Consider the following 21114-nt stretch of genomic DNA (forward strand, 5'->3'; position numbering starts at 1 on the left):
GCACCTCCTTACAGTCGTTTACCATCCCGCTTGAATTCGCCCAGCGGGAAGTCTGTTTTGATAACCTTATCAATAAATTCCGGGGATTTCTCCGCCTTTATGCCCATAGTGGTCACGCAGGCGCTAACCACCTCAATAAAAGAATATTTTCCTTCCAGCTGCCGCTCAAACGCGTGCTTGATGGCCTTTTTGCACCGGATGATGTGCTTCGGATTATTCACCGCGCAGCGGGCCACATAATCCGGCTCATCCAGGGTAGCCAGCATCTCCGGAAGCTTCAGGGGCGCCTCACGGTTCCCCTTCTTGGAGGTAATCGTCCATGTGCCAACAGGCGTAGTGGGCGCTGCCTGCCCGCCGGTCATGCCGAACACACTGTTGTTGACAAAGATTACCGTTACGGCTTCGCCCCGGCGCGCTGTGTGTACGGTCTCAGCCGTACCGATTGCCCCTGCATCCCCGTCGCCCTGGTAGCAGATAACAAGACTTTCAGGGTTTAACCTCTTAATGGCAGTTCCCGCAGAGGGTACACGGCCATGGAGAGAAAAGATAGTGTCAAAGTTGGCGGAAGGCACCGTCATACCGCCGCAGCCAATAGGAGCAGCCAAAACAGCCTGTTCCCTGAGGTTCATCTCATCAAGAACCTCGGCTACCAGCTTTATCAAAATGGCATGGTGGCAGCCCGGGCAGAACATCATTGGGTAGGGTGTAAGAGATTCCGGTCGTTTATATACACATTCCATTATTACTGCACCTCCTTAATCAGAGTTTCCATAGCCTCAGCAGCCTCATTTTCATCAACAGTATTTCCGCCGCAGCGGTTATAGAATCTGCAGGGAATATTTTGATCCAGATGCAGACGCACATCATAGTGAAGCATAGGAGGCATAGCCATTTCCACAGTCAGAACCCCCTTGATTCCCCTGTCTTTGAAGCCGGCAATCTGTTTTTCCGGGAAGGGGCAGATAGTAATGGGACGGAACATCCCCACAGGGTAGCCCTTTGCACGCAGCATTTTAATAGTATCCCGGCAGATTCTCGCAGAGCTTCCGTAGGAAACAATTATGTACTCTGCATCCTCCATCATGTATTCCTCATACATAACTTCCTCATCAAGCCATTTCAGCTGTTCCAGATACAGATCGCTGCGGTGGCGTTCCAGAGCATCCTCTAACGTCTCGTTCATAGACAGCGGACGCGGCATGGATCTGCTGTCCTCTTTGGCACGCCCCTTACAGCCCGTGGGCGGAATCAGTTTGCCGGATATCTTGCTTGGCTTGTAGGGAGGGAACTCAACGGGTTCTTCCATCTGTCCTAACATACCGTCCATCATCAGAAGCACCGGGCACTCAAGCTCCTGGCCTTTGTCAAGTGCGGTATATGCCAGGTCTACCGCCTCCTGCAGCGTAGATGGCGCAATGGCATAACCCCGCTGGCCATTGTGTCCCAGTCCCTTGGTTGCATAATTGTAGTCCGCCTGCTCCGGCGTAATATTATTGGCTGCACGCTGCACTACAACGAACAATGCAGTGGTACGGGCAAGTATCATGTTGCTGAGATTCTCGGTCATCAGGGCCAGTCCCGGTCCTGATGTGGTTGTAAAGGCACGTCTGCCGATTAATCCCGCGGCTGACAGCATGGTGGACGCGGCCAGCTCACTCTCCACCTGGATGAATTCAGCGTCTATATCACACATGTGATCAGAAGCATACTCTAACATTTCACTGGAAGGTGTGATTGGATAACCGGCGAATAGATCAACACCGCCTCTGATAACAGCTTCGGCAACGGCTTCGTTGCCCTTCATAAATGCTTTTGTCATATTTTCCCTCCTTACTTATAAACCTCGATTGCCCCGTCCGGACAAATCATCCCGCAGAAAGCACATCCAATACACTTGTCCGGCTCCGCCTGCACACAATACATGTCGCCGTTTGCATTGAGAGCCTTACTCATCCCCAGGATCTTGCGCGGGCAGGTGACAACACAAAGCTTGCAGCCTTTACATCTATTCTCATCTACTTTAATCATTGCCATAGAAGAAATCCCCTTCCTATCTTTAAACTAGCCCAAGGGCCTTTTTGTTGACACAGTTGTACGGCACCTCGCCATTGCAGACATTTACTGCTGTCAAAAGAGATTTTCTGCGCAAATCCTCACCGGACTCAATGGAGAAATATGCGCAGTGGGTAGACAGCGTCGCATTATCATCCTTTAAAATCGGATGATCTGCTGCAACAGGCTCGTTCTCCCAGACGTCGATCCCCGCCGCTCCAATCTTGCCGGACTGCAGGCCCTCTGTAACACTCTCCAGATCAAACAGCGCGCCCCGGGCAGTATTCACGATGATCACACCGTCTTTCATCTTGGCAATGCTGTCCCTGCTTATAAGGTGATAGGTCTCATCATTTAACAGCATACATACAGAGATGATATCGGATTTCTCATAAATTTCGTCAGGGGTCCCGGCACGTTCCACATTCATAGAGTCAAATACGGTTTCCGGCACATAGGGGTCGTATGCGATAATTTTTACCCCGAAGCCTGTCATCATTGCTGCAACCTTCTGACCGATCCGGCCAAAGCCCATAAAGCCCATCGTCAGAGTGGACAGGCGGTGACGGGCTCTCCCTAAAACCATGCCCCGGTTATCCCATTTTCCTGCACGAATGTAGCGGTCATACTCACAGAGATTTCTCAGACCGGCAAGGATCAGCGTCACCGTATGGAGAGCGACCTCCTCGGTACAGTAATCAGGGATGTTGCAGACCAATATGCCTCTTTTGTTTGCTGCGGCGACATCGATGGTATCAAAGCCAATAGATGTAACCACAATTCCTTTTACTGATGGGGCAAGCGCGTTCACCAGTTTCTCATCCAATGGAAAAAACGTGATGATGGCCTCATGATCTTTGCTGTCCTCAGCAAGGGCCTCAGGACCGCCGGGCTCTACCAGATCGTATCCGATGTCCTTTTCATCCAGGATAGCCAGCAAATCACCAAAAAAGACCTTTGCAATCTCAGCTCCGTACATTAAAACTTTCATAATATTTACCTCCTTAAAATATTTTCTTGGTAATTATGTTCTATTTTGAACTTTTTTATTGCTAAAATCAGCAAAAATTGCTATAGTAAAAGATACATAGATAAAAAGTCAGGGCAGGGCATTTATTTCAAAGAATCCAATAAACAGAGGGGGGATATTTAAATCATGACAAGAGCGGAACTTATAAAATCCATAAGCAAGGAAAATCCTTTTATATCTAATCAAGATTTAATCTGTAAAGTACTTATCTCTGAAATACTTACAATGAAATTAAAATGCGGTGATAGTCTCAGCCAGAACAAACTCAGTATTGATTTCAATCTAAGCCGTGGCCCGGTAAAACTGGCGCTGGAAAAGATGGAAAGTAACGGTTATCTGGCCCATGATGAGACAGGAGCCTTTTATGTTGCCAAACCAGGCATCCGTTTTGCCGCCGATATTCATTCCTTTAAGCGGCAATTAGATTTGCTTGCCGCCAATCAGGCGCTCTATGACATCTCAAAGGACAGACTCGAACTTCTGCATGAATGCTATGTAAGTATGTCAAAATCATTTAATGAAAAAAATTTCGTAAGGTTTTGCCATTGCGACCTGAAATTCCATCAGACAATCGTCGATGCCTCTCAAAATACGTTTTTAAAAGATACCTACACCCGCTACCAAAACTTGTTTCTTTTTATGTGCATCTGCGCAGAGACGGATGAAAGACTGTTCGGGCGTTTGCTGCATCAGCATCAAAAAATTTATATTGCCCTTAAGAACCGTCAAAGCGAAGCGCTGCAGGATGCTGTCAATGCACACTACTCCAGTTTGATTTTATTCTAAATACCTCCTCCGGGCGGAACTTACGTTTGAACTGGCTCTTACCGCCAACTGACCGAACATGAATTTTGGAGTGAGTAAGAACTCATATGCTGTTTTATCAGCATCTGCATCGCCCCCTTCCATTGTTTACTCTCTTATATTCATTAATTATAATTGCCTTTTTATGAATTCGCTCAAAATTTACCAATCATCCGATTTCAGTCAGATTCATTGTGCAGAAAAAGCTTTTCTGTTAATACAAATTACAAAGCAGGGATTATTATTTTGTTTATTTTTTATCAGTGTTGTGATTGTCTGGACCTCCGAGTCCCTTCAGTTTGTTATTTATAAAAAAAGAGCAAAAAAAGAGCTTTCTATACGATTGTCGTATAGAAAGCTCTTCAGCTTCCGGTTAGCTTACTGTCATGAATCTCTGTTTTGACGCAGGAGCCACTTATGAATCACAGCATAAAGCAAATCATTCTCCAGCGGCTTTGTAAGAAAATCGTTCATTCCTGCCTCACTGGCCATTTCTCTGTCCTCTTGGAATGAGTTAGCGGTTAGCGCTATAATAGGGATTTTTCCTGCATCGGGGTGCTCCGAATCCCGTATAGTCTTTGTTGCCTCTATTCCTCCCATATTGGGCATCCGTATATCCATTAAAATAAGGTCGTAATATCCAGTATTGCTTTTCTCAAAGGATTGAACCGCTTTTTCTCCATCCTCAGCAAGCTCCACCTGTATGCCTTTTGACTCTAATATTTCGATAGCTATCTCTGCGTTAATCGGATGATCCTCGGCCAGCAGGATACGTACACCCTTAAAACATTCAGAAGGATCAGCCTGCGTTTTTAACACTGTGGAATTTCCAAACGGAAGGAAAATACAAAAGTAAAATTCGCTTCCAACATTCACTTCACTTTTCACCTTCAGGGTGCCGCCCATAAGGTGTACAATGTTTCGGCTGATGGGCAGGCCCAGTCCTGTCCCCTGGCTTCGCATTTGATTGGCTCCTGTTTGTTCAAAGGACTTAAAAATACGCTCTAAATCCTCTGCTTCGATACCAATTCCGGTGTCAGAAATTTTAAACAAATACGTGGCCTGTTCGTCGGAGACTGCGCTCTCCTCTACTGTCAGCTGAACTTTTCCTCCCGGAGGTGTGAATTTAATGGCATTGGAAATCAAGTTCATTAAAACTTGCTTTAGCCGAATAGGATCTCCAAGTAAATCAGAATGCTTGATATTTGTTTCGCAGCTAAGCTCTATTTCCCGCGTCTGTGCCTGTGACTGCATCATGCTGCAAAGCTCATCAAGCATCTGCTGTAAAGAAAAGTCCTCTTTAGCAATCGAAAGCATTCCATTGTCAATACGGCTCATATCCAGAATATCATTGATAAGCCCTAATAAATACTGAGAAGCTGATTTCAGCTTTTCCAAGTTACCTTTCATACTCTCGGGGATATCATTCTTCATGGCAATCAGTGCAGTGGTTCCAACAATTGCATTCATCGGTGTACGGATCTCGTGGCTCATACGGGAGAGGAATTCACTTTTAGCCTTATTTTCAGCCTCAGCTTTGGCCATGTTTCTTTGCATATTGGCGTTCTTTACACGCAGGCTGGCTATTACAGCAATCACCAGTGTCACGAACAGCAAAAAAGTTGATATAGCAGTGATTGATACAATAGGATTGGTTACTACAAAACTTTTCAGCGATACTTTAGAATCTCCGGTTGAGACCTGATTATGATCCAAAAGAGAGAGCCTGTCGTCCTCGGATAAACTGTTAATTCCTTTGTTGATAATAGATAATAGTTCCGGTGATGCCGGCATAGGTAAAGCAAAGCTAATGTCCATACGGTTTGTCAGCAAGGTAACAGGAACCACGTTGGTATACACAGTTTCCTGCATCTCCTGTTCCACCCGTGCAGAAAGTCCGCATGCAAAATCCACTTTGCCTGTATTCACTGCATCCAAAACTTTGTCAATGCTCTTATAATACTTTACTTCACTTGCTTTTACATAAGTGGGCAGGTGGCGTCCTTCTAAGAGACCACAGACTAATCCATCTCCCGGATAAGTTACCGTCCGGTTGCGTACAACCAGGTCATTTAATGCAGCATAAGGCTTGGTCTGTGCCAGGTCCTGACGCATAGATTCAGCAGCATCATCAAAGAAAGCGCCGGATATATCAGCTTTCCCTTCTATCACAAGTTGCTGGGTTTGCGCGTAGGAGTCTGCCAAGACATAAGTAAACTCTATGCCATATCGCTCAGTAATTTTGTCCAGCAGCTCTGGGATGAGGCCAACATGGTCTCCATCGTTGGAATCAATGCAGTAAAGCGGGTGAAAAGATTGGGGAACCGCTACCCTCACGGCACCCTTCTGTTTACAATATGCCTTCTCTTCCTCGGTCAGAAGCAGGCTCTGCACACCGGCATCATCAAAATACCGCGCATATACTTCGTCCGGGAAGTGAGGATCGGATAGCAAGATTTTTTCCATGGCCCAGTTCAGCTGATCTAAAAGCTCCTGATCGTACGGCTGTGTAACCAGATAATGGGGCTGTGCATCAAAGTACGCTACGGCACGAAAAGCACCTGAATCATCCGTCGCATTTCCCAGTTTTAAGTCAATGATACCATTTTCCAAATCCTTATCCATTTGTTTAGCAGTAACTTCTTCGGAAGTATATTGTTTAAGTGTACAGTCTAAGTCATTGACAGAGAGAAACTCCTTAAGCCGGCGCACATTCTCGGCAGCCCGCTCAGCGACGCCTATGGTTTTCCCTTTCAAATCTCTTACATCGTACCCTTTAATGTTAGTATCCTCCCAGCGGGCCAGCAATACTGCTTTGGTATTGCCGCAGCTATAATCGGGATAAGAAAAGTATTGCTCAAACCCCTCTGAATAGTAAGTGCCCCCCATAAGGTCATATTCACCGGCAATAAAATCATTCACCATACCCTCAGCATCTGTATCAATAAATTCGTATGTCCAACCCGTATATTTTGCGATTTCATACAGATAATCCACGACCAGACCGGAGCGCCTCCCATTCTCATCGAGCATAGTAAAACCTTCGACCTCCGGAAATGGAATTCGAAGCCGGGCGGGGCGTTCTTCTGAAGCCCAGACCGGAATCGCACCAGAAAACAGGATAGTAAGCAGAACTACTCCAGCCAAAACTCCTGTTATATGTTTATTCAATTTTTTCATCTTTGCTCCTAATCAGATAGCAGTATTCTAAAATCATACGGTTTCTGTGTGATATTCCTGTGTGCCTGCAGCTATTTATCCTCCCATCTTAGTGTAAGGCGGTTGTCCTTTGCCGGAGCTATGGTGCCGGCCTGCCTGACCGCTTCAGTGACCAAATCAATATTACTGCCCAGCCCGCTGTAAGTATCCAGAGTAGACGAAATATAGGATTCATCAATAGAAGCCCCCCAAGCAGCAACCGTGTATATCTTATCATCTTCAATTTCACAGCCGTGTGTTAAGGTTAGCTCTAAGACATTCTCATTCATATCACGCCAGGGAGCGTATTCCATGACAAGACCGGAGAATGCGTACATAGCGTTTATCTCCGCACCGTTGATAATGGGATGCTCCATAAGTTTTTTTATATTCGCCCCAGTAATCTCATAGGTCGTAAGATAATCTTCGGCGCCCAGCCCGCGCAGATAAAACGGATACAGCATTGTCACGTCACCCTCATAGAATTTTGCAAGATTTCCTTCGTAATAGGTGCCGTGGGGAATAAGAGCGATATCCGCTCCGGTTGCAGACCGCATAGCGTCCGCAATAAAGCAGCTGGTTTCCAGTATACTAAATTCCTCGGCTGCGGTTCCCGCGGACTCCTCCGGCTCCTGAGAGGCCAAGATTTTTTTATACAGGGCATCCGTTTCGTCAATGACCTGCTCCAGGGACAGCTCCCCCTCTAAATACCCCTTCATAGTTTGATTGTGAAGATCATTTCCAATTCTGTCTGCAAAAAAGATCCGTCCGTTTTCAATACACGCTTGTACATCCCAGAACTCTTCCCTTAAATTTGCCTGAGCAGATTTCACGCTGCTTAGGCCGGAATAAAGCTCCAGCAAGACATCCTGGCCTTCGTTGGTGCTGAGAAATCCAAAAATATCCAGCAGAATCTGCGCCTTATCAGAGTCCTCCATGGATGCTTTGGAAAGCGCCATACTCCGCCCCGGCAGCATCTGCATCCACCGTTCCCCGGGAGTATTGGAGGGATAGCCAAAAAAGCCAATCTCGCACTCCGGATTTTCGTCTTCATACAGGGAAAACATCGTCAGTTGTTCCGGCAGCATGGCAATCTCGCCGGCGTATAGCGCATGGCGGTTTTGCGTCAAGCTGGAGGAGAAGTCTTCCTCCAGCACAATACCACGGTCATAGAGTGTTTTGTGCGCCTCAAAATACGGCTCCAGCAAGCCTTCGCAGGAGGCTTGGCCGTCGCAAAACAGATCGTACTGCTCCTGCTTTTCTATAGAGGAAAAAACAGCGCGGTTGCTGAACCCCAGGCCCACCCCATCCATAGAATATTTAAAGCAAGGAACAAAGGGGCGGATCCCCTGAGCAGAAATTTCGTCACAAAGGGTGTAAAATTCGTCGATTGTCTCCGGAATTTCCCAACCGTGCTCTTCAAACAGACTCTTGTTATAAAAGATGCCTTGTACCGAGCTGTTAACCGGGAGCTGATAAAGCTTTCCGTCAGAGCTGAGGTCATTCAGTGCGGACTGGTTGTACCGGGAGGTAAAATCCTCAGCCGATAAATCATAAAAAATATTGCTGATGCTCGCCCCATCTCTGATAATGCCTGTGAAGACAATATCCGTTAAATCTCTCTGGACCCCGGGATGCTTTATGTGATTCTGAATGTCGGGAATACTGGCCTGTTCCAGGACAACGATGTCAACGCCGGGGAATTCTTCCTCAATGGCAAGCTCCACCGGCTCCGGATTGCAGGGTGCGTATACACCGATCGTGATAACCGTTTTCTCAAAATCCACCGGCTTATAGGTCAAAATTTCATTTTCCGCGCAGAAGCGCGCCTCTATTTCCCCTTTGTGCGGCGTACCGGCACAGCCAGCTATCCCCAGCAGCATGGCACCTGCCAGGAATGTACTTACTAGTCCTTGCTTTTTCACAGGGAGTTCCTCCTTAATGTATATATTTGACGAATACTCTTTTGACAGTGTCGATATCCACCGGCTTACTGATATGTGCCTGCATACCGTGGGCAAGAGAATTTTCTACATCTTCTTCAAACGCATTTGCTGAGAGGGCAACAATAGGGATGCTTTGACTGTCCGTATGTGAAGTGCCCCGTATGGCGGCAGCGGCATCCAGCCCATTCATCACCGGCATCTGTATGTCCATTAAAATCATGGAGTAATACCCGCTGGCAGAATTTTGGAACCGTTCCAAGGCCTCCGCACCATTTTCTGCCCCATCAATCAACACTCCAAGCTCCGTTAGCAAATCTGTAATAATCTCACGGTTAATTTCGTTGTCCTCCGCCAGCAGAATTCTCTTTCCAATCAGATACGCAGGCATTGGCACCGTATCATGGTTCTTCTCTTTCTCTGTTGCCTCACTCAGTACGGTCCGTTCCAGCAAAAGTTCAATGACGAATTTGCTCCCTTGCATCAATTTACTCTCCGCATAGATGGTGCCGTTCATCAGCGTCACCAGACTGTGTACGATTGCCAGCCCCAGGCCGCTGCCTACATGGGACGAGGTGAGGGAGGATTGTGCCTGTTCAAAAGGATGAAACATCTGCCGCATAAACTCGTCGCTCATCCCAATCCCTGTATCCTCCACCACAAAGCAAGCCTTCGTATATTCCCCGTTTACCCTCTCCTCACGATAGGTAAAAGTCACGGTTCCATGCTCGGGGGTAAATTTGATGGCATTAGAGAGCAGATTGACAAGACATTGCTTAATGCGGACCGGATCTCCCAAAAATCCTCTATGAAATGTGTCAGGACAGTCCAGACGGAAATTCAGCCCTTTCTCCCCGGATGGATACGTTTCCAGCTGAACCACAGTCTCCAGCAATTCCTTCATATCAAAAGCCGTGCTTGTGACCCGCAGCTTTCCGCTCTCGATCCGGCTCATATCCAAAACGTCATTGATGATAGAGATCAGATATTCACCAGACATCTTTGCTTTTCGCGCACAATCCGCCACAAGATCCGGCTTGTATGGGTTATGCAGCACCAGATCGTTCAGCCCGATCACAGCCGTCAGCGGTGTGCGGATATCATGGGATACCTTATTCATAAAATCACTCTTTAGGTTGGCTTTTGCCTGTTCCAGCTTGCTTTGCTGCCCTTTTTTCACAAAATAATAGATCCACACCAGGGCCAGAGCCACCACAGTTGAGAGTGTAAGCCCGATCATTATGATTACATTCCGCATCCCATCGTAGGTAGTTCGGGCTGTGATTGAAATGGGGACGACTATGACAATGCTGTTGCCCCCGCTTTCCGGAAAGCTTTGTATCCGCCAGGTCTCCCCTTTTATCTTTGCGATGAACTCCACTTTCCCCTGATTTTTTAGTCCCTTCTGCAGTGCAAGAACCTGCTGCTCGTCCACTTGCATTTCCTGCAGTATTTTCAGCAGATTATAACCGCCAAAATAGTGATTGGCCGTGGTGCTGGTCGGCCGGAGCTTAATCACCCCCTGGGGATCCACCACATAGGAAGCGCCCTGATTTTCGTATAGGGCGGTGGATGCATTCCTGGCATAAGTACTGGAATCCACCAGTATGAAAACACCTGCCATTTTTTGGCCGCCTATCTCCGTATTCCGCAGAGGAGCCATAAAAACCCAAAAGTCACCTTTCGTCTGTACCGTGCAGAAATCCGTCCGGGTTTCATCCGAGGTTTTCAGCTTCTTGATTTCTTTCGACTCGGAAAGTACGACTTTTTCTCCTGTGAGGGAGGTGCAGGTGCCATCCTCAGCCAACAAGTATAACTGGTCAAAGCCCAGAAGCAGTTCTTGTCCCTGTTCCAGCGACTGCACATGATTACTCATTATGACAAGTGCCGCCTGCCGTATCTTATCCTCATAATTTGCTCTCAGCAGGCGCAGCTTTTCCGAGATAAGAATACTCATTTGCTCAATGGAGACGATACGCTCACTTTGAATGGATTGATTTAAATGCCTGTATGCAGCAGTAAGCAAAAAAGCATCAAATAAAAGCAGTAATGTCAGCAGGATAGTTATCCACCTAAACCAGGGTAAAATATCCACCCCTATCTTTTTGACTTTCCGATTCTTTCCCCTGATCATGATTTACCTCCCGCCCTTCTGCGTTTACCGGCAGGGCATTTGTATTCTATCATTTCCACAGCTCAGATCCATCATATATACTCTTAACTGTTTTCCAGTAGTCTAACCGTTTGCACTCTTCAATCGTAAGTTGATGGGTATACCAAAACATCTCTGCGGCCTGTTTTGCAAATGCACTTCGCTCTCCCCTAAGCAATGCTTCTGCGGCCTCTGTGCACTTTCGGTGCAGCGCAAGCTTTTTGGATGCATTGCCGCTGTTTACCAGCTTTGGTATCTTTCGGCCCATTCGGTAATTCCTGAGTATAACGGTGTAGACGGATTGCAGGGCTTCATATGGGATATGCTCTGTCAAAAATTCCAGAAGAACAATAGGTGCAGGCTGATATAAATTACCGATTTTTTTCGCTTCCTCTAACTTCCGGAGCAAATCCTGCATTTGCTCAAATGAAACATGACCCGCAACATGATATGCCGTTCCCTCTGCCGTAAGAGAAAGCAGCTCCAAACACTCTATAAATCTTCTTATATGGCTGGCAATTAACTTAGGATCCACATAAATATCATGTAACGTCTGCACATCTGTAGAAACAAATATCCCTTTGCCCGGGGTTGCCTCTACAATGCCCCAATCCTGCAGACATCTGACAGCTTGAGTAGTCGTGTTTACACTGACGCCGTATTGCTTCTGCATCCGGGCATGAGATGGCAGCCTGTCTCCGGGCTGATAGTAACCGATAGAGATAAGTCCCAGAATATCCAGATACACACTGGAATAACGCTCTTCCGCCGTTTTCATCCATTTGTCGAGGCCTTGAACGCCGATGCGAAAAGGCGAGTCAGCAGGAACGTAACATGCAAAATCCTCTCTTGAGATCGTAATTCTATGGATATCTGTTAGAAAATCCTTAATAGCATCGCTTGCAGGGGTTGCTTTTCTGCTTTTGGCTGTAAAGTCAATAAGCGCTTTCTGATATGCAATACGTGAATCAAAATTGTTTTCCCTATATTCCAGCTCTAAAAATCCAAGACAATCCACTGTATGAAGGCTCAGCTCATTTTCACATCTGGCGATAAAAAAACGCCAGAAAAGTTTAGAATTTTTCCAGAATAATTTCGGCAGTTCAGGATCCAATTGCCTGGCGATCCTTTCAGGAATATCCCAATCGCTCTTGCTGCACAGTGAAATCCCCCGGCAGATAAGAGGATAGCAGAGTATTTCGGCTGTTTTTAAAATATCGGTCATAACCGGAACATTTGGTTCTTTTAAATTATCCGCAGAGTGTCTTTCCCCGGTCTCCTGATCAAAAATAACAAGGGAAGGCTGCCGCTCCTTTGTCTCAATTAGTCCTGCGTCAGACAACATTGCAACCACCCGGCGAATCGTTTTATTTGAGACTTTGTACTCCCTGCAGAGTTCAGTATAGGAGGGAAGAACCGAGCCTTTCGGCATCCGCCCCGTTTCAATTTTGTTCTTTAGTATTTCAAATATTCTGTCATATTGAAATTTATCGTACTTCATCTCGCATCTACCTCATAAGATATTTCTTCTGATAAAACAGATAAAAAGTTATCCATGGAATCGTCATACATACAATAGCAATTTCGCCCTTTATGTTTGGCTGCATAAAGCGCCTGATCTGCACTCTGAAACAGATCGCTGTACTCTATGGCATGTACAGGAAAAAGAGCCACGCCCATACTGGCGCTAATAACAAATCCCCCATAAACTCCGCCAAGTGATCGAAATACACGGTCCGCAACAGGTGAAATTTCGTTTGTATATTCCACAAAAACCAAAAATTCATCTCCGCCGATTCTGGCAACGATATCCGAATTCCGAACCGAGTGCTTTAATCTGCGGGCTACCTCCTCAAGCACTTTATCTCCAAACATATGTCCATATAAATCATTGGCATTTTTAAAAAAATCCAAGTCAAACACCATAAGTGCATATTTTTTATCGGAACCGTATGTATTCCCTAGAATCTCCTGTACCTTGCTTCGTGCATAATTCCTGCGATACAGGCCGGTCACGTCATCGATACTTGCAATCTGCTTAAGATGAGCAAGCTGAGTCACCTCATCATGAATATCTGTGCATTTCCCAATAGCACCTGTGACAACGGTTGAATCACCGCCTCTCCAAAGGGGGCGTGCAACAATCTTAAACCACCGCCATTGTCCGTTAATGCACAGGCAGTATTTTTCCGTTACCGTAGGGGCGCCAGGTGATTTATGGCGGAGCTTACTGCGTAAATCCATATAATCTTCAATCTTTATCACCTGTCTGAACTGTTTATTCTCTGCCAAATGAACCATAATCTCCGGCAGCTTTAGCTGGGCAGCACCCCATTCAGACAGCATCAGCATGTCCGGCTGGCGGTCATACTCAAACAAGATTTCATTGGACATCGCAGAAAAGAACCTGTGTTTAATACGTTCCTGTTCTAAGAGTGCCAATGTTCGATTGGAAGCCTCACCTCTCTGCAGCAGATTTCGGGTAATCTCTTTCACCTCTTCTTTTGTTGCATATCTAAGAGAACGCACTTTTAGCTCTTTTTCTAAGGCAGGGCCAATATCCCTAAGACATTCCAAAAGCAGCGGATTAAATGCACCGCAGTACCCGCTGAAAATCATCTCCAGCGCCTCTTTGTGGGGATAGGCCTCTTTATATACACGGGCATGGGTCATAGCATCATACACATCCGCAAGAGAAACCACCTGCGCCTCAATAGGGATTTCATCACCCACAAGGCCGTCAGGATATCCCTTCCCGTCATATCTCTCGTGATGCCATCGGCAAATATCTCTTGCGATCCTCACAAGTTCCTCGCCGGGATAATGCCGCGTTTTTTCCAGCATATCTGCCCCGATCAAACTGTGTTTTTTCATAATCTCATATTCTTCAGGAGTGAGCCTTGCAGGCTTATTTAGTATTTTCTCATCAATGGAGATCTTACCAATATCATGCAGTGCGGAAGCATTCGCAATCAGCAGAATTTCAGACTGAAGATAGCTGTATTCAGCATACCGAATACAAAGCTGCTTTAACAGCATTTCAGTAATGGTACGGATAGTAAGGACATGCATTCCGCTTTCCCCATTACGGAACTCTACAATGTGGCTTAAAACCTCAACCATAATGAGATTGCTTTTTTCTTTTTCTAACACCTGCTCTGTCACAGCATTTTCAAGAAACTTTTGCTTGGAGTAAAGCATAATGGTGTTGGAAACACGCCGTCTGATTGTTTTCGGATCAAAGGGACGATTGACGTATTCCGTTGCCCCTAAATCATAGGCGGCATCGGTATAGGCAGCAGCAGTTTCCGACGAAATAATGATAACCGGAATTCTCTCTATCCACTCGTTCTTGTTCATCATCACCAGGACTTCAAACCCATCCATCTCCGGCATGACAATATCCAGCAAAACCAGGGAGAGCTCAAAGTGATGGCGTTCCATAAGCTTTAATGCCTCTAAACCATTCTCCGCCTCCATAATTTCATATTCATCGCAGAGCATATCTGCGAGTAAAGAACGATTCAGCTCTGAGTCATCAACGATCAGAATTTTCTTTTGGAGTTTCATCCTATCATCCTCTCTGGTAATCATTGTTCACATCATCCATGCATCTTTGAACCGGTGCATAAACCGCAATGCAAAACAACCCTTTTCATGTATGTGCTGCACAGCACTTCTCCAGACAACCCCTTTAACTGCCCCAGAAAAAGGACTCTCCTGATACGTCTATGTTTCATTCGACAAGTTCCGTCCTGTGTACCTTTACCAAATAAGTTTATCACGCAAGATTATAAAAGTCAATTTACAGCGCAGCTATAACAGCAAAAAATTACATAGATAAGGAAACTTCTCTTCAGAACATAAAAAAGACACTATGACTTTCTGTGTAAAAGTCATAATGCCCTTGCATTACCTTGAAATTTTCTTTCTAAATAACAGCACTGTCTATAACTAAATATGTTCCAACGTATGTCCCGACACCTATCCTTTTACCGCTCCTGCAGTCATCCCGCCTATAATATACTTCTGCAGAATCACATAAAAAATCAATTCCGGAAGCATAATCATCAGACTGGCCGCAATGATTCCGCTGTAATCCATGGAATACTGTCCCTTGAACATGGACGCCATCAGCGATACGGTATTCAGGCTGCTGTCCTGTATAAAGGTGGAGGCAAAGGGAAATTCATTGTAAATATATACTGCATTAAAAATTACAATTGTCACAAAGGTAGGCTTCATAACCGGAATCACTACTCTTGTGCATAATTTAAAAAGATTACATCCGTCAATGATTGCTGCTTCCTCCAGTTCCCCCGGAAGATCTCTTAAGAATCCGGTAAACAGCAATGTGTTAAAAGAAATGTTAACCGCAACATAAGGCAGAATCAACCCCAGTCTGGTCCCTAAAATCCCAATTAAGGAATCAATTCTATAAATTGGGAACAGCAGTACGTAGATAGGAATTGCGATACCGATCAGCAGAAATAAATACAAGTTTTCCGAGTTCTTTCTCTTCTTAAACGACATTCTGGCAATCGCAAAGGAACTCATAAAAGTAAAAGCAATGCTGAAGAATGTGGACACTATAACCAGTAATAGTGTATTAAAATACATACTACCAAAATCAATCGTGTCCATTGCTCTCTGATAATTGTCAAAGTTCAGAACTTGAGGCAGAGAGAGCGGACTGTTCACAATCTCATTATTCGATTTAAACGAAAGCAGTATTGCCCATAAAATTGGTATCAGCAGCAGCAGGATCAGTGCTGCCAGGCCAATATAGAATATCATTCCTCTCCAGGAAATTCTCTTCTCTCTCATGCTTCACTCCTCTGCTTTCTGGTCGTGATCTTGATATAAGAGAACGAACCGATAATTGATAGTACCAGAATTGCAACCGCAATTGCCATACCATAGCCATATCTTCTGGAACTAAATACTGTAAAATACATATAAGACGTCAAAAGTTCCGACTGATGAGCCGGCCCGCCGCCTGTCATCTGATAGACAAGTTCATAAATCTTAAATACACCGGTGACAATCAGAACGATGTTTATAATGAAGGTTTCTTTCAACATAGGAATGGTTACATAAAACAATCTCTGGAACGCATTTGCCCCGTCAATAGAGCAGGCCTCATATATGTCCCCCGGAATCGCCTTGATTCCGGATAGAAAGATTGTTGCATGAAACCCCAGCACCTGCCAGGTAAATACAATAGCCAGTGCCAGCGGCGACCATTTAGTCCCTCCAATCCACTCAATCGCTAATACATCCAAGCCTAAGCTGCGCAATACACTGTTTACCAGCCCGTAGTTAGGATTCAATATATACCCCCAGATAATTCCGATAATAATGGGTGCGATTACATACGGCGCAAATACCACCATCTTAAAAAATGCATTTCCCCGAAAGCTGACGTTCATCAGCAGTGCCATAAGAAATGAACCTGCCAGCAGGAATACGGCACTGCAAATCAATACAACTACGGTGTTTCTAAATGCTATCAAAAACAGGGCATCGTGAAACATCCGGGTATAATTCTGTATCCCTACAAATTCAGCTTTTCCAAGCCCGCTGTAATCCGTAAAGCTATAATAAATTGCCACAAATACAGGAACTATTATAAAAACAGCATAAATAATAAGGGTCGGAAGCACCATAACTGTTTTTGCTCTTCTTGTACTCAACCAATGCATAGGCATCCTCCATTCTACATAGCCAAAAAGGGCGGTATATTCTGCTACCGCCCCCAGCCTTACGCTTATCTTTCTGCACTCTGCAGACCTTCTACATAATCAGCGGCCTCCTCCGGCGTATATACACCATTCATAACGCCAAAGGTTGCATCAAAGAAACCGTATGCAACGGTGGAAGACAATGAATTAAACGGCTCTGTAACTGCTTTCCAGTCATCATTCAGAGCTTCAATCATAGTTCCAAGCACCGGATGCTCCTTTTGATCAATGCTGCCGTCATAAGTGGAGCATGGCAGTGCAGAGGTATCTTCAGCAATTATTTTTGTTCCTTCCGGGCCGTAATAGAACTGCCAGAACTGCATAATCGCATCTAATAGCTCAGGATCCTTAGCTGCCTTTGCGGATATTACATAGACGCCGCCGGAAGCCTTTATGCCAATCTCCTGTTCGTACTCACTGTCGGAAAAGGTAGGTCCCCAAAAGAAACCGATTTTAGATGCCATGTCACTGCTCTCAAATTCTCCGATATCCCATGCGCCGGAATTGAACATTGCTGCATTACCGCCGAGAAACTGCTCTTTTGCCTCAAAGTATCCCATGTTGGATATATCTTTTGTAAAGGTATCGTTTTCTCTCATTTCCTCTGCTTTTTCAAAAAAGTGGATAAAGTCCTCATTATTCCAGGAGATACTTCCATCCAGAAGTCCATCCAGCTTTTCAAAGAATCCATATCTCGCCAGCATAGTCTCAAATGCCCAGATACTGTAGTTATCCTTTGCACCCACAGTCAGCGGCGTAATGCCTGCCGCATTCAGCTTATCCACCGCGTCTGTAAACTCCTCATAGGTAACCGGCGCCTTATCAATTCCAGCCTGCGCAAAAAGGTCCTTATTATAAAAGAAGCCCACCATCATTACTTCACTCGGCATACCATAATCTCTGCCATCCACGGTGCATGAATTTACCAGTCCGGGCAGCAGGCTGTCGTTAATACCATAATCCTTCAGCACATCTGTCAGATCATACAGATATCCGTTCTGAGCAAACTCCTTAGCGGGCGCCTGTTCCAGCCAGAAAATATCAGGCAGTTTATCTTCTCCTGCGAGAAGAGTCATCTGTGTATTATGCTCAGAAACCTCCTTTCCCGAAATATCAACCTTAATTCCAGGGTGACTTTTTTCAAATGCATCAATGATTTTCATCATATGCGGTTCCTGTGTCTCAATATCCGCCACGTGCTCTGCAAAAGTTATAGTGATTCCATCATCCGATTTGCTTTCGCTCTGTTCCGTCCCGCTCCCACTGTTTCCGCAGCCAGCCATAGATGCTGCCATTGCCGCTGCGCAAACTGTTCCAACAAGTTTCTTCCAATTCCTTTTCTTCATGTAAATACCCTCCTTACGCTTCTACAATAATATCTTCTAACGTCCCATAAAGAACGTCAATGCTTTTTACTAACTTCCCATCTTCCATTTTCTGGCTGTAGACACCCCATGCCTTCCCGCAAATAAAGAAACTTGATAATTCCTTGTCTGTAAAAGGGTGTATAGAAAGTGTCCTGCGGTACATATCACTCTTTAGTCCAAGCAATGCATTTAATATCCCCCAGCTGGCCATTGCCCGGCAGTAATGATGTCCGGATTCAATTTCGCTGAATGGGTTTCTCTTATATCCGTCATAACGGTCACGGATGGCTTTGACAATGGTAAGACCTTCCTCCACACACCCGGAATAAATAAGATTTACTGCCGCCTCATATTCCACACCGGTCCATACCTCGCCGGCATAAGATAACGGGAACTTCGGTCTTCCGCCTTTGGGCCAGGTTGCAACTACCATACCGCGCTCGTCATTAATGGCATAGGCTCTGTGCACACTGTCCGTATGATAGAAATCGGTCTTAAAATTATAACGGAACACGGATTCCATAGCAGATCGCACATGCTCTTTCGGAAGAATTTCACCGATTCCTGCCATATATGCCAGATACTGTCCCAAAAGCTGATCCGAAAGGCAGCCTTTGCCGAACTGATATTTATACTTATCAATATCCTCCTGTACCTGGACATAATATTCGCCATCATACATCCGCTCATCCGCACGCCTGGCACCTATCTCATAGGCTTCTCCATATTTTTTCCGGTGTTCCTCATCATCCAGAATTTCTGCCATCTCTTCACAGCATTTTAATGCAGCCAGGAAAATACTGTCGGTCATAGGATTCGGACCATAGAACTCAATATCATAGGTCGTATTCTGCTGTCCATCCAGTACATAATCTCTGTCTAAGTCCCACTGGCGAAGCGCATATTCCATCGCCGCTACTGCTTTTGGCCAGATGTTCTTTAAAAATTCCACATCCCCAAGATTCTTAAAGTCCCGGTAAATCCTGACAATACTTCCAAGCTCACCGTCACAGGCCGGAACCATGGCATACCGCTCCTGATCAAATACAGAGAACATTCGGGTGGACATACATCCCTCCTCATCTGTCTCCCGCAGGAACTCAACATTCCGCATGGTTTTCTCCAGATCAGGAAACAGGAATGCAGCGGTCTGCGCATAATTCCAAACATGGGGAACACTGCCATAGCCGCAGCCAATATAGTCCCGTATTCCCTCAAAGCCTCCAAAAGTTCCATCCTCTAACCGAAAGCAAAGATTGCTTCTTAAATTCGTAATATTTGCTGTCAATGCATCTATTACATAATAGGGAAGTGTGGTGCGGCAAAACATTGCTTCTGAAAAGTTCCGGCTCTCCTTTTCCAGCCGTTCCTTATTTCGGTATACATATTGTCCCACATCCCATGCATCCTTAAACTTGCCTGCATAATAATTCCTTACCGTTCCATATTCTCCCCGCCGGAACTTCTCATAATCCTCATCAAACTCAATCCAGGCTTTCACCCGATTTGGAAAATACCAGGTAATGACAAACTCAAATACCTTTTCTTCGCCGGGTGCCAGCTCCTGCCAGGATCCGATAGATCCGATCTTTTCTCTTCTCTTTAAAAAACTAAAATTATGGAACTGTGCAAACTCACATCCCACACTATCTGACTGTGTTTCCTTTTCCAGAAGTCCGTCTTCAGTGAAATCATCCCAGAAGTCCTGGATTCCGTCTACCCACTCCCCGTCAAACCACTGGGTCTTATATGTAATATTGTCTCCGCTGGTGAGAATAGCCATATTGCCATAGCGCAGATGGTCTCCTTTTAAATGTTCCGGTTCATAATAGAGTCCACTGACATTATCAAACTCTCTATACTCATTCTTTACACTGTCTGCCAGTTTCAAATTTTCAATTACATCGTATCCCTCAAATGCCGATGCATTTGGCAGCGTCCCCACCAGGCTCACCTTTGTCCTGCAGTCTGCTGTATTTTTTACCTTATACCTGATAATTCCACATGGAATGCTGGAATCATCTGTATTTAATGGAATAAAAGGCGTATATGCTTCCATGGAAACCTGGACCGGAAGCTCAGAATCTTTAAAATCCACTCTGGCAAAAGGATATTCACACATCATTTCTGAGTCTTCCATTCTTGGAAGATTTACCAGCTCCGCCTGCAGATATCCGTGGGAGCTGGTATAAGGAGGAACCAGTCTGGATTCCAGTATTTTTGAAATTGGCCTATCCATCTTTTCATTCTCTGTGCGGATTGCAAAAAACGTAAGAGGAAATTTCGTATTCTTAGATGGCCAGTTAAAAATCTCCCAATCCAGGAACTTCCCCCTGGAATTCACAGAAAAATTGCCCGTACCGATTCCTCCAAGCAGAAATCTTACCTCAGAAGCCTCCCTTTTATATACCCTGGGAGTTCTGTCATACAATTCTTCCTTTGTAAAAACTTTGCCCATAGTACCCTCCAACTCTATCTTATTCGGTTGTCCGAATAACTTGTTTTATATTTTAAGAGGCTGTGAAAAAACAGTCCGAATAAAAAAAGAGGATTTTCAATACACTTTAGTGGTTGAAAATCCTCTTTTTGTGGTAAAATTTATCTGCTATGAAAAACAATACCACAACTTATTCTATACCAAAACAAGGCACTTTGCCAATGTTTATTTCAGATTTTCTTGATATTTGTGACCCTGTTTTAACTTTTGACAAATTCATGGAGGGAATTGATCTAACTAAGTATCTCGACAAACTGCCGGCGCGTGAGACCGGACGGGTCAGATATAATCCTGTCAACATGTTAAAAACAGTTCTTTTCGGGTTTA

The 21114-nt window shown here is 45.1% G+C and carries 14 protein-coding genes and 1 pseudogene; 2 read left to right on the forward strand and 13 right to left on the reverse strand.

The genetic code is table 11. The features are described 5' to 3' along the window. Positions 1–8 precede the first annotated feature (8 nt). The 4 genes from BUA56_RS19330 to BUA56_RS19345 are packed head-to-tail and all read right to left on the reverse strand — an operon-like array spanning position 9 to position 3043. Positions 9–740 carry a thiamine pyrophosphate-dependent enzyme gene (locus BUA56_RS19330; protein WP_072854423.1) on the reverse strand — a complete coding sequence of 244 codons (732 nt, stop codon included), beginning with the start codon at positions 738–740 and terminating at the stop codon, positions 9–11. A gap of 2 nt (positions 741–742) precedes the next feature. Continuing rightward, positions 743–1819, reverse strand: a complete 1077-nt coding sequence (locus BUA56_RS19335; RefSeq protein WP_084068138.1) for a hypothetical protein — start codon at positions 1817–1819, stop codon at positions 743–745. 11 nt (positions 1820–1830) lie between these two features. After that, positions 1831–2034 carry a 4Fe-4S binding protein gene (locus BUA56_RS19340; RefSeq protein ID WP_072854424.1) on the reverse strand — a complete coding sequence of 68 codons (204 nt, stop codon included), beginning with the start codon at positions 2032–2034 and terminating at the stop codon, positions 1831–1833. Between the two features lie 22 nt (positions 2035–2056). Further along, entirely contained in the window at positions 2057–3043 is a 987-nt protein-coding gene (locus tag BUA56_RS19345) for a C-terminal binding protein (protein WP_072854425.1), read from the reverse strand. A 165-nt stretch (positions 3044–3208) separates the two neighbouring features. On the opposite strand from BUA56_RS19345, the gene BUA56_RS19350 reads away from it, so the two are divergent. Next, the gene (locus tag BUA56_RS19350) at positions 3209–3868 is read left to right on the forward strand and encodes a GntR family transcriptional regulator (RefSeq protein WP_072854426.1); all 660 of its coding nucleotides are present in this window, start codon (positions 3209–3211) and stop codon (positions 3866–3868) included. A gap of 402 nt (positions 3869–4270) precedes the next feature. Here the strand turns inward: BUA56_RS19350 and BUA56_RS19355 are convergent, their stop codons facing one another. From BUA56_RS19355 to BUA56_RS19395, 9 genes are all read right to left on the reverse strand, one after another. Next, the gene (locus tag BUA56_RS19355) at positions 4271–7066 is read right to left on the reverse strand and encodes an ATP-binding protein (RefSeq protein WP_072854427.1); all 2796 of its coding nucleotides are present in this window, start codon (positions 7064–7066) and stop codon (positions 4271–4273) included. A 71-nt stretch (positions 7067–7137) separates the two neighbouring features. After that, a complete protein-coding gene (locus tag BUA56_RS19360; protein WP_072854428.1) occupies positions 7138–9009 on the reverse strand; it encodes an extracellular solute-binding protein in 1872 nt (623 codons plus the stop codon). A 13-nt stretch (positions 9010–9022) separates the two neighbouring features. Next, the gene (locus tag BUA56_RS19365) at positions 9023–11161 is read right to left on the reverse strand and encodes an ATP-binding response regulator (protein ID WP_072854429.1); all 2139 of its coding nucleotides are present in this window, start codon (positions 11159–11161) and stop codon (positions 9023–9025) included. Positions 11162–11210: 49 nt separating this feature from the next. After that, the gene (locus BUA56_RS19370; RefSeq protein ID WP_072854430.1) at positions 11211–12680 is read right to left on the reverse strand and encodes a GntR family transcriptional regulator; all 1470 of its coding nucleotides are present in this window, start codon (positions 12678–12680) and stop codon (positions 11211–11213) included. Further along, positions 12677–14773 (reverse strand): diguanylate cyclase, encoded by a 2097-nt coding sequence (locus BUA56_RS19375; RefSeq protein ID WP_242946815.1) that lies wholly within the window; start codon positions 14771–14773, stop codon positions 12677–12679. Before BUA56_RS19375 ends, BUA56_RS19370 begins: the two co-directional genes overlap by 4 nt. A 390-nt stretch (positions 14774–15163) precedes the next feature. Continuing rightward, positions 15164–16006 (reverse strand): carbohydrate ABC transporter permease, encoded by an 843-nt coding sequence (locus tag BUA56_RS19380; protein WP_072854432.1) that lies wholly within the window; start codon positions 16004–16006, stop codon positions 15164–15166. Further along, positions 16003–16884 (reverse strand): carbohydrate ABC transporter permease, encoded by an 882-nt coding sequence (locus BUA56_RS19385; protein ID WP_072854433.1) that lies wholly within the window; start codon positions 16882–16884, stop codon positions 16003–16005. The genes BUA56_RS19380 and BUA56_RS19385 overlap by 4 nt, the downstream gene beginning before the upstream one ends. Positions 16885–16949: 65 nt before the next feature. After that, positions 16950–18269 carry an ABC transporter substrate-binding protein gene (locus BUA56_RS19390; protein WP_072854434.1) on the reverse strand — a complete coding sequence of 440 codons (1320 nt, stop codon included), beginning with the start codon at positions 18267–18269 and terminating at the stop codon, positions 16950–16952. 13 nt (positions 18270–18282) lie between these two features. Then, the gene (locus BUA56_RS19395; protein WP_072854435.1) at positions 18283–20748 is read right to left on the reverse strand and encodes a GH116 family glycosyl hydrolase; all 2466 of its coding nucleotides are present in this window, start codon (positions 20746–20748) and stop codon (positions 18283–18285) included. 149 nt (positions 20749–20897) lie between these two features. Between BUA56_RS19395 and BUA56_RS23455 the strand changes: the two are divergent. Beyond that, a pseudogene (locus BUA56_RS23455) lies at positions 20898–21114 on the forward strand (IS1182 family transposase); the annotation flags it as partial.

The sequence above is a fragment of the Lactonifactor longoviformis DSM 17459 genome (assembly GCF_900129135.1).
In the GTDB taxonomy this organism is placed as follows: domain Bacteria; phylum Bacillota; class Clostridia; order Lachnospirales; family Lachnospiraceae; genus Lactonifactor; species Lactonifactor longoviformis.

Coding starts and splice junctions, on each gene's coding strand:
- BUA56_RS19330 (WP_072854423.1), bottom strand. CDS start 740: ATGGAATGTGTATATAAACGACCGGAATCTCTTACACCCTACCCAATG.
- BUA56_RS19335 (WP_084068138.1), bottom strand. CDS start 1,819: ATGACAAAAGCATTTATGAAGGGCAACGAAGCCGTTGCCGAAGCTGTT.
- BUA56_RS19340 (WP_072854424.1), bottom strand. CDS start 2,034: ATGGCAATGATTAAAGTAGATGAGAATAGATGTAAAGGCTGCAAGCTT.
- BUA56_RS19345 (WP_072854425.1), bottom strand. CDS start 3,043: ATGAAAGTTTTAATGTACGGAGCTGAGATTGCAAAGGTCTTTTTTGGT.
- BUA56_RS19350 (WP_072854426.1), top strand. CDS start 3,209: ATGACAAGAGCGGAACTTATAAAATCCATAAGCAAGGAAAATCCTTTT.
- BUA56_RS19355 (WP_072854427.1), bottom strand. CDS start 7,066: ATGAAAAAATTGAATAAACATATAACAGGAGTTTTGGCTGGAGTAGTT.
- BUA56_RS19365 (WP_072854429.1), bottom strand. CDS start 11,161: ATGATCAGGGGAAAGAATCGGAAAGTCAAAAAGATAGGGGTGGATATT.
- BUA56_RS19370 (WP_072854430.1), bottom strand. CDS start 12,680: ATGAAGTACGATAAATTTCAATATGACAGAATATTTGAAATACTAAAG.
- BUA56_RS19375 (WP_242946815.1), bottom strand. CDS start 14,773: ATGATTACCAGAGAGGATGATAGGATGAAACTCCAAAAGAAAATTCTG.
- BUA56_RS19380 (WP_072854432.1), bottom strand. CDS start 16,006: ATGAGAGAGAAGAGAATTTCCTGGAGAGGAATGATATTCTATATTGGC.
- BUA56_RS19385 (WP_072854433.1), bottom strand. CDS start 16,884: ATGCATTGGTTGAGTACAAGAAGAGCAAAAACAGTTATGGTGCTTCCG.
- BUA56_RS19390 (WP_072854434.1), bottom strand. CDS start 18,269: ATGAAGAAAAGGAATTGGAAGAAACTTGTTGGAACAGTTTGCGCAGCG.
- BUA56_RS19395 (WP_072854435.1), bottom strand. CDS start 20,748: ATGGGCAAAGTTTTTACAAAGGAAGAATTGTATGACAGAACTCCCAGG.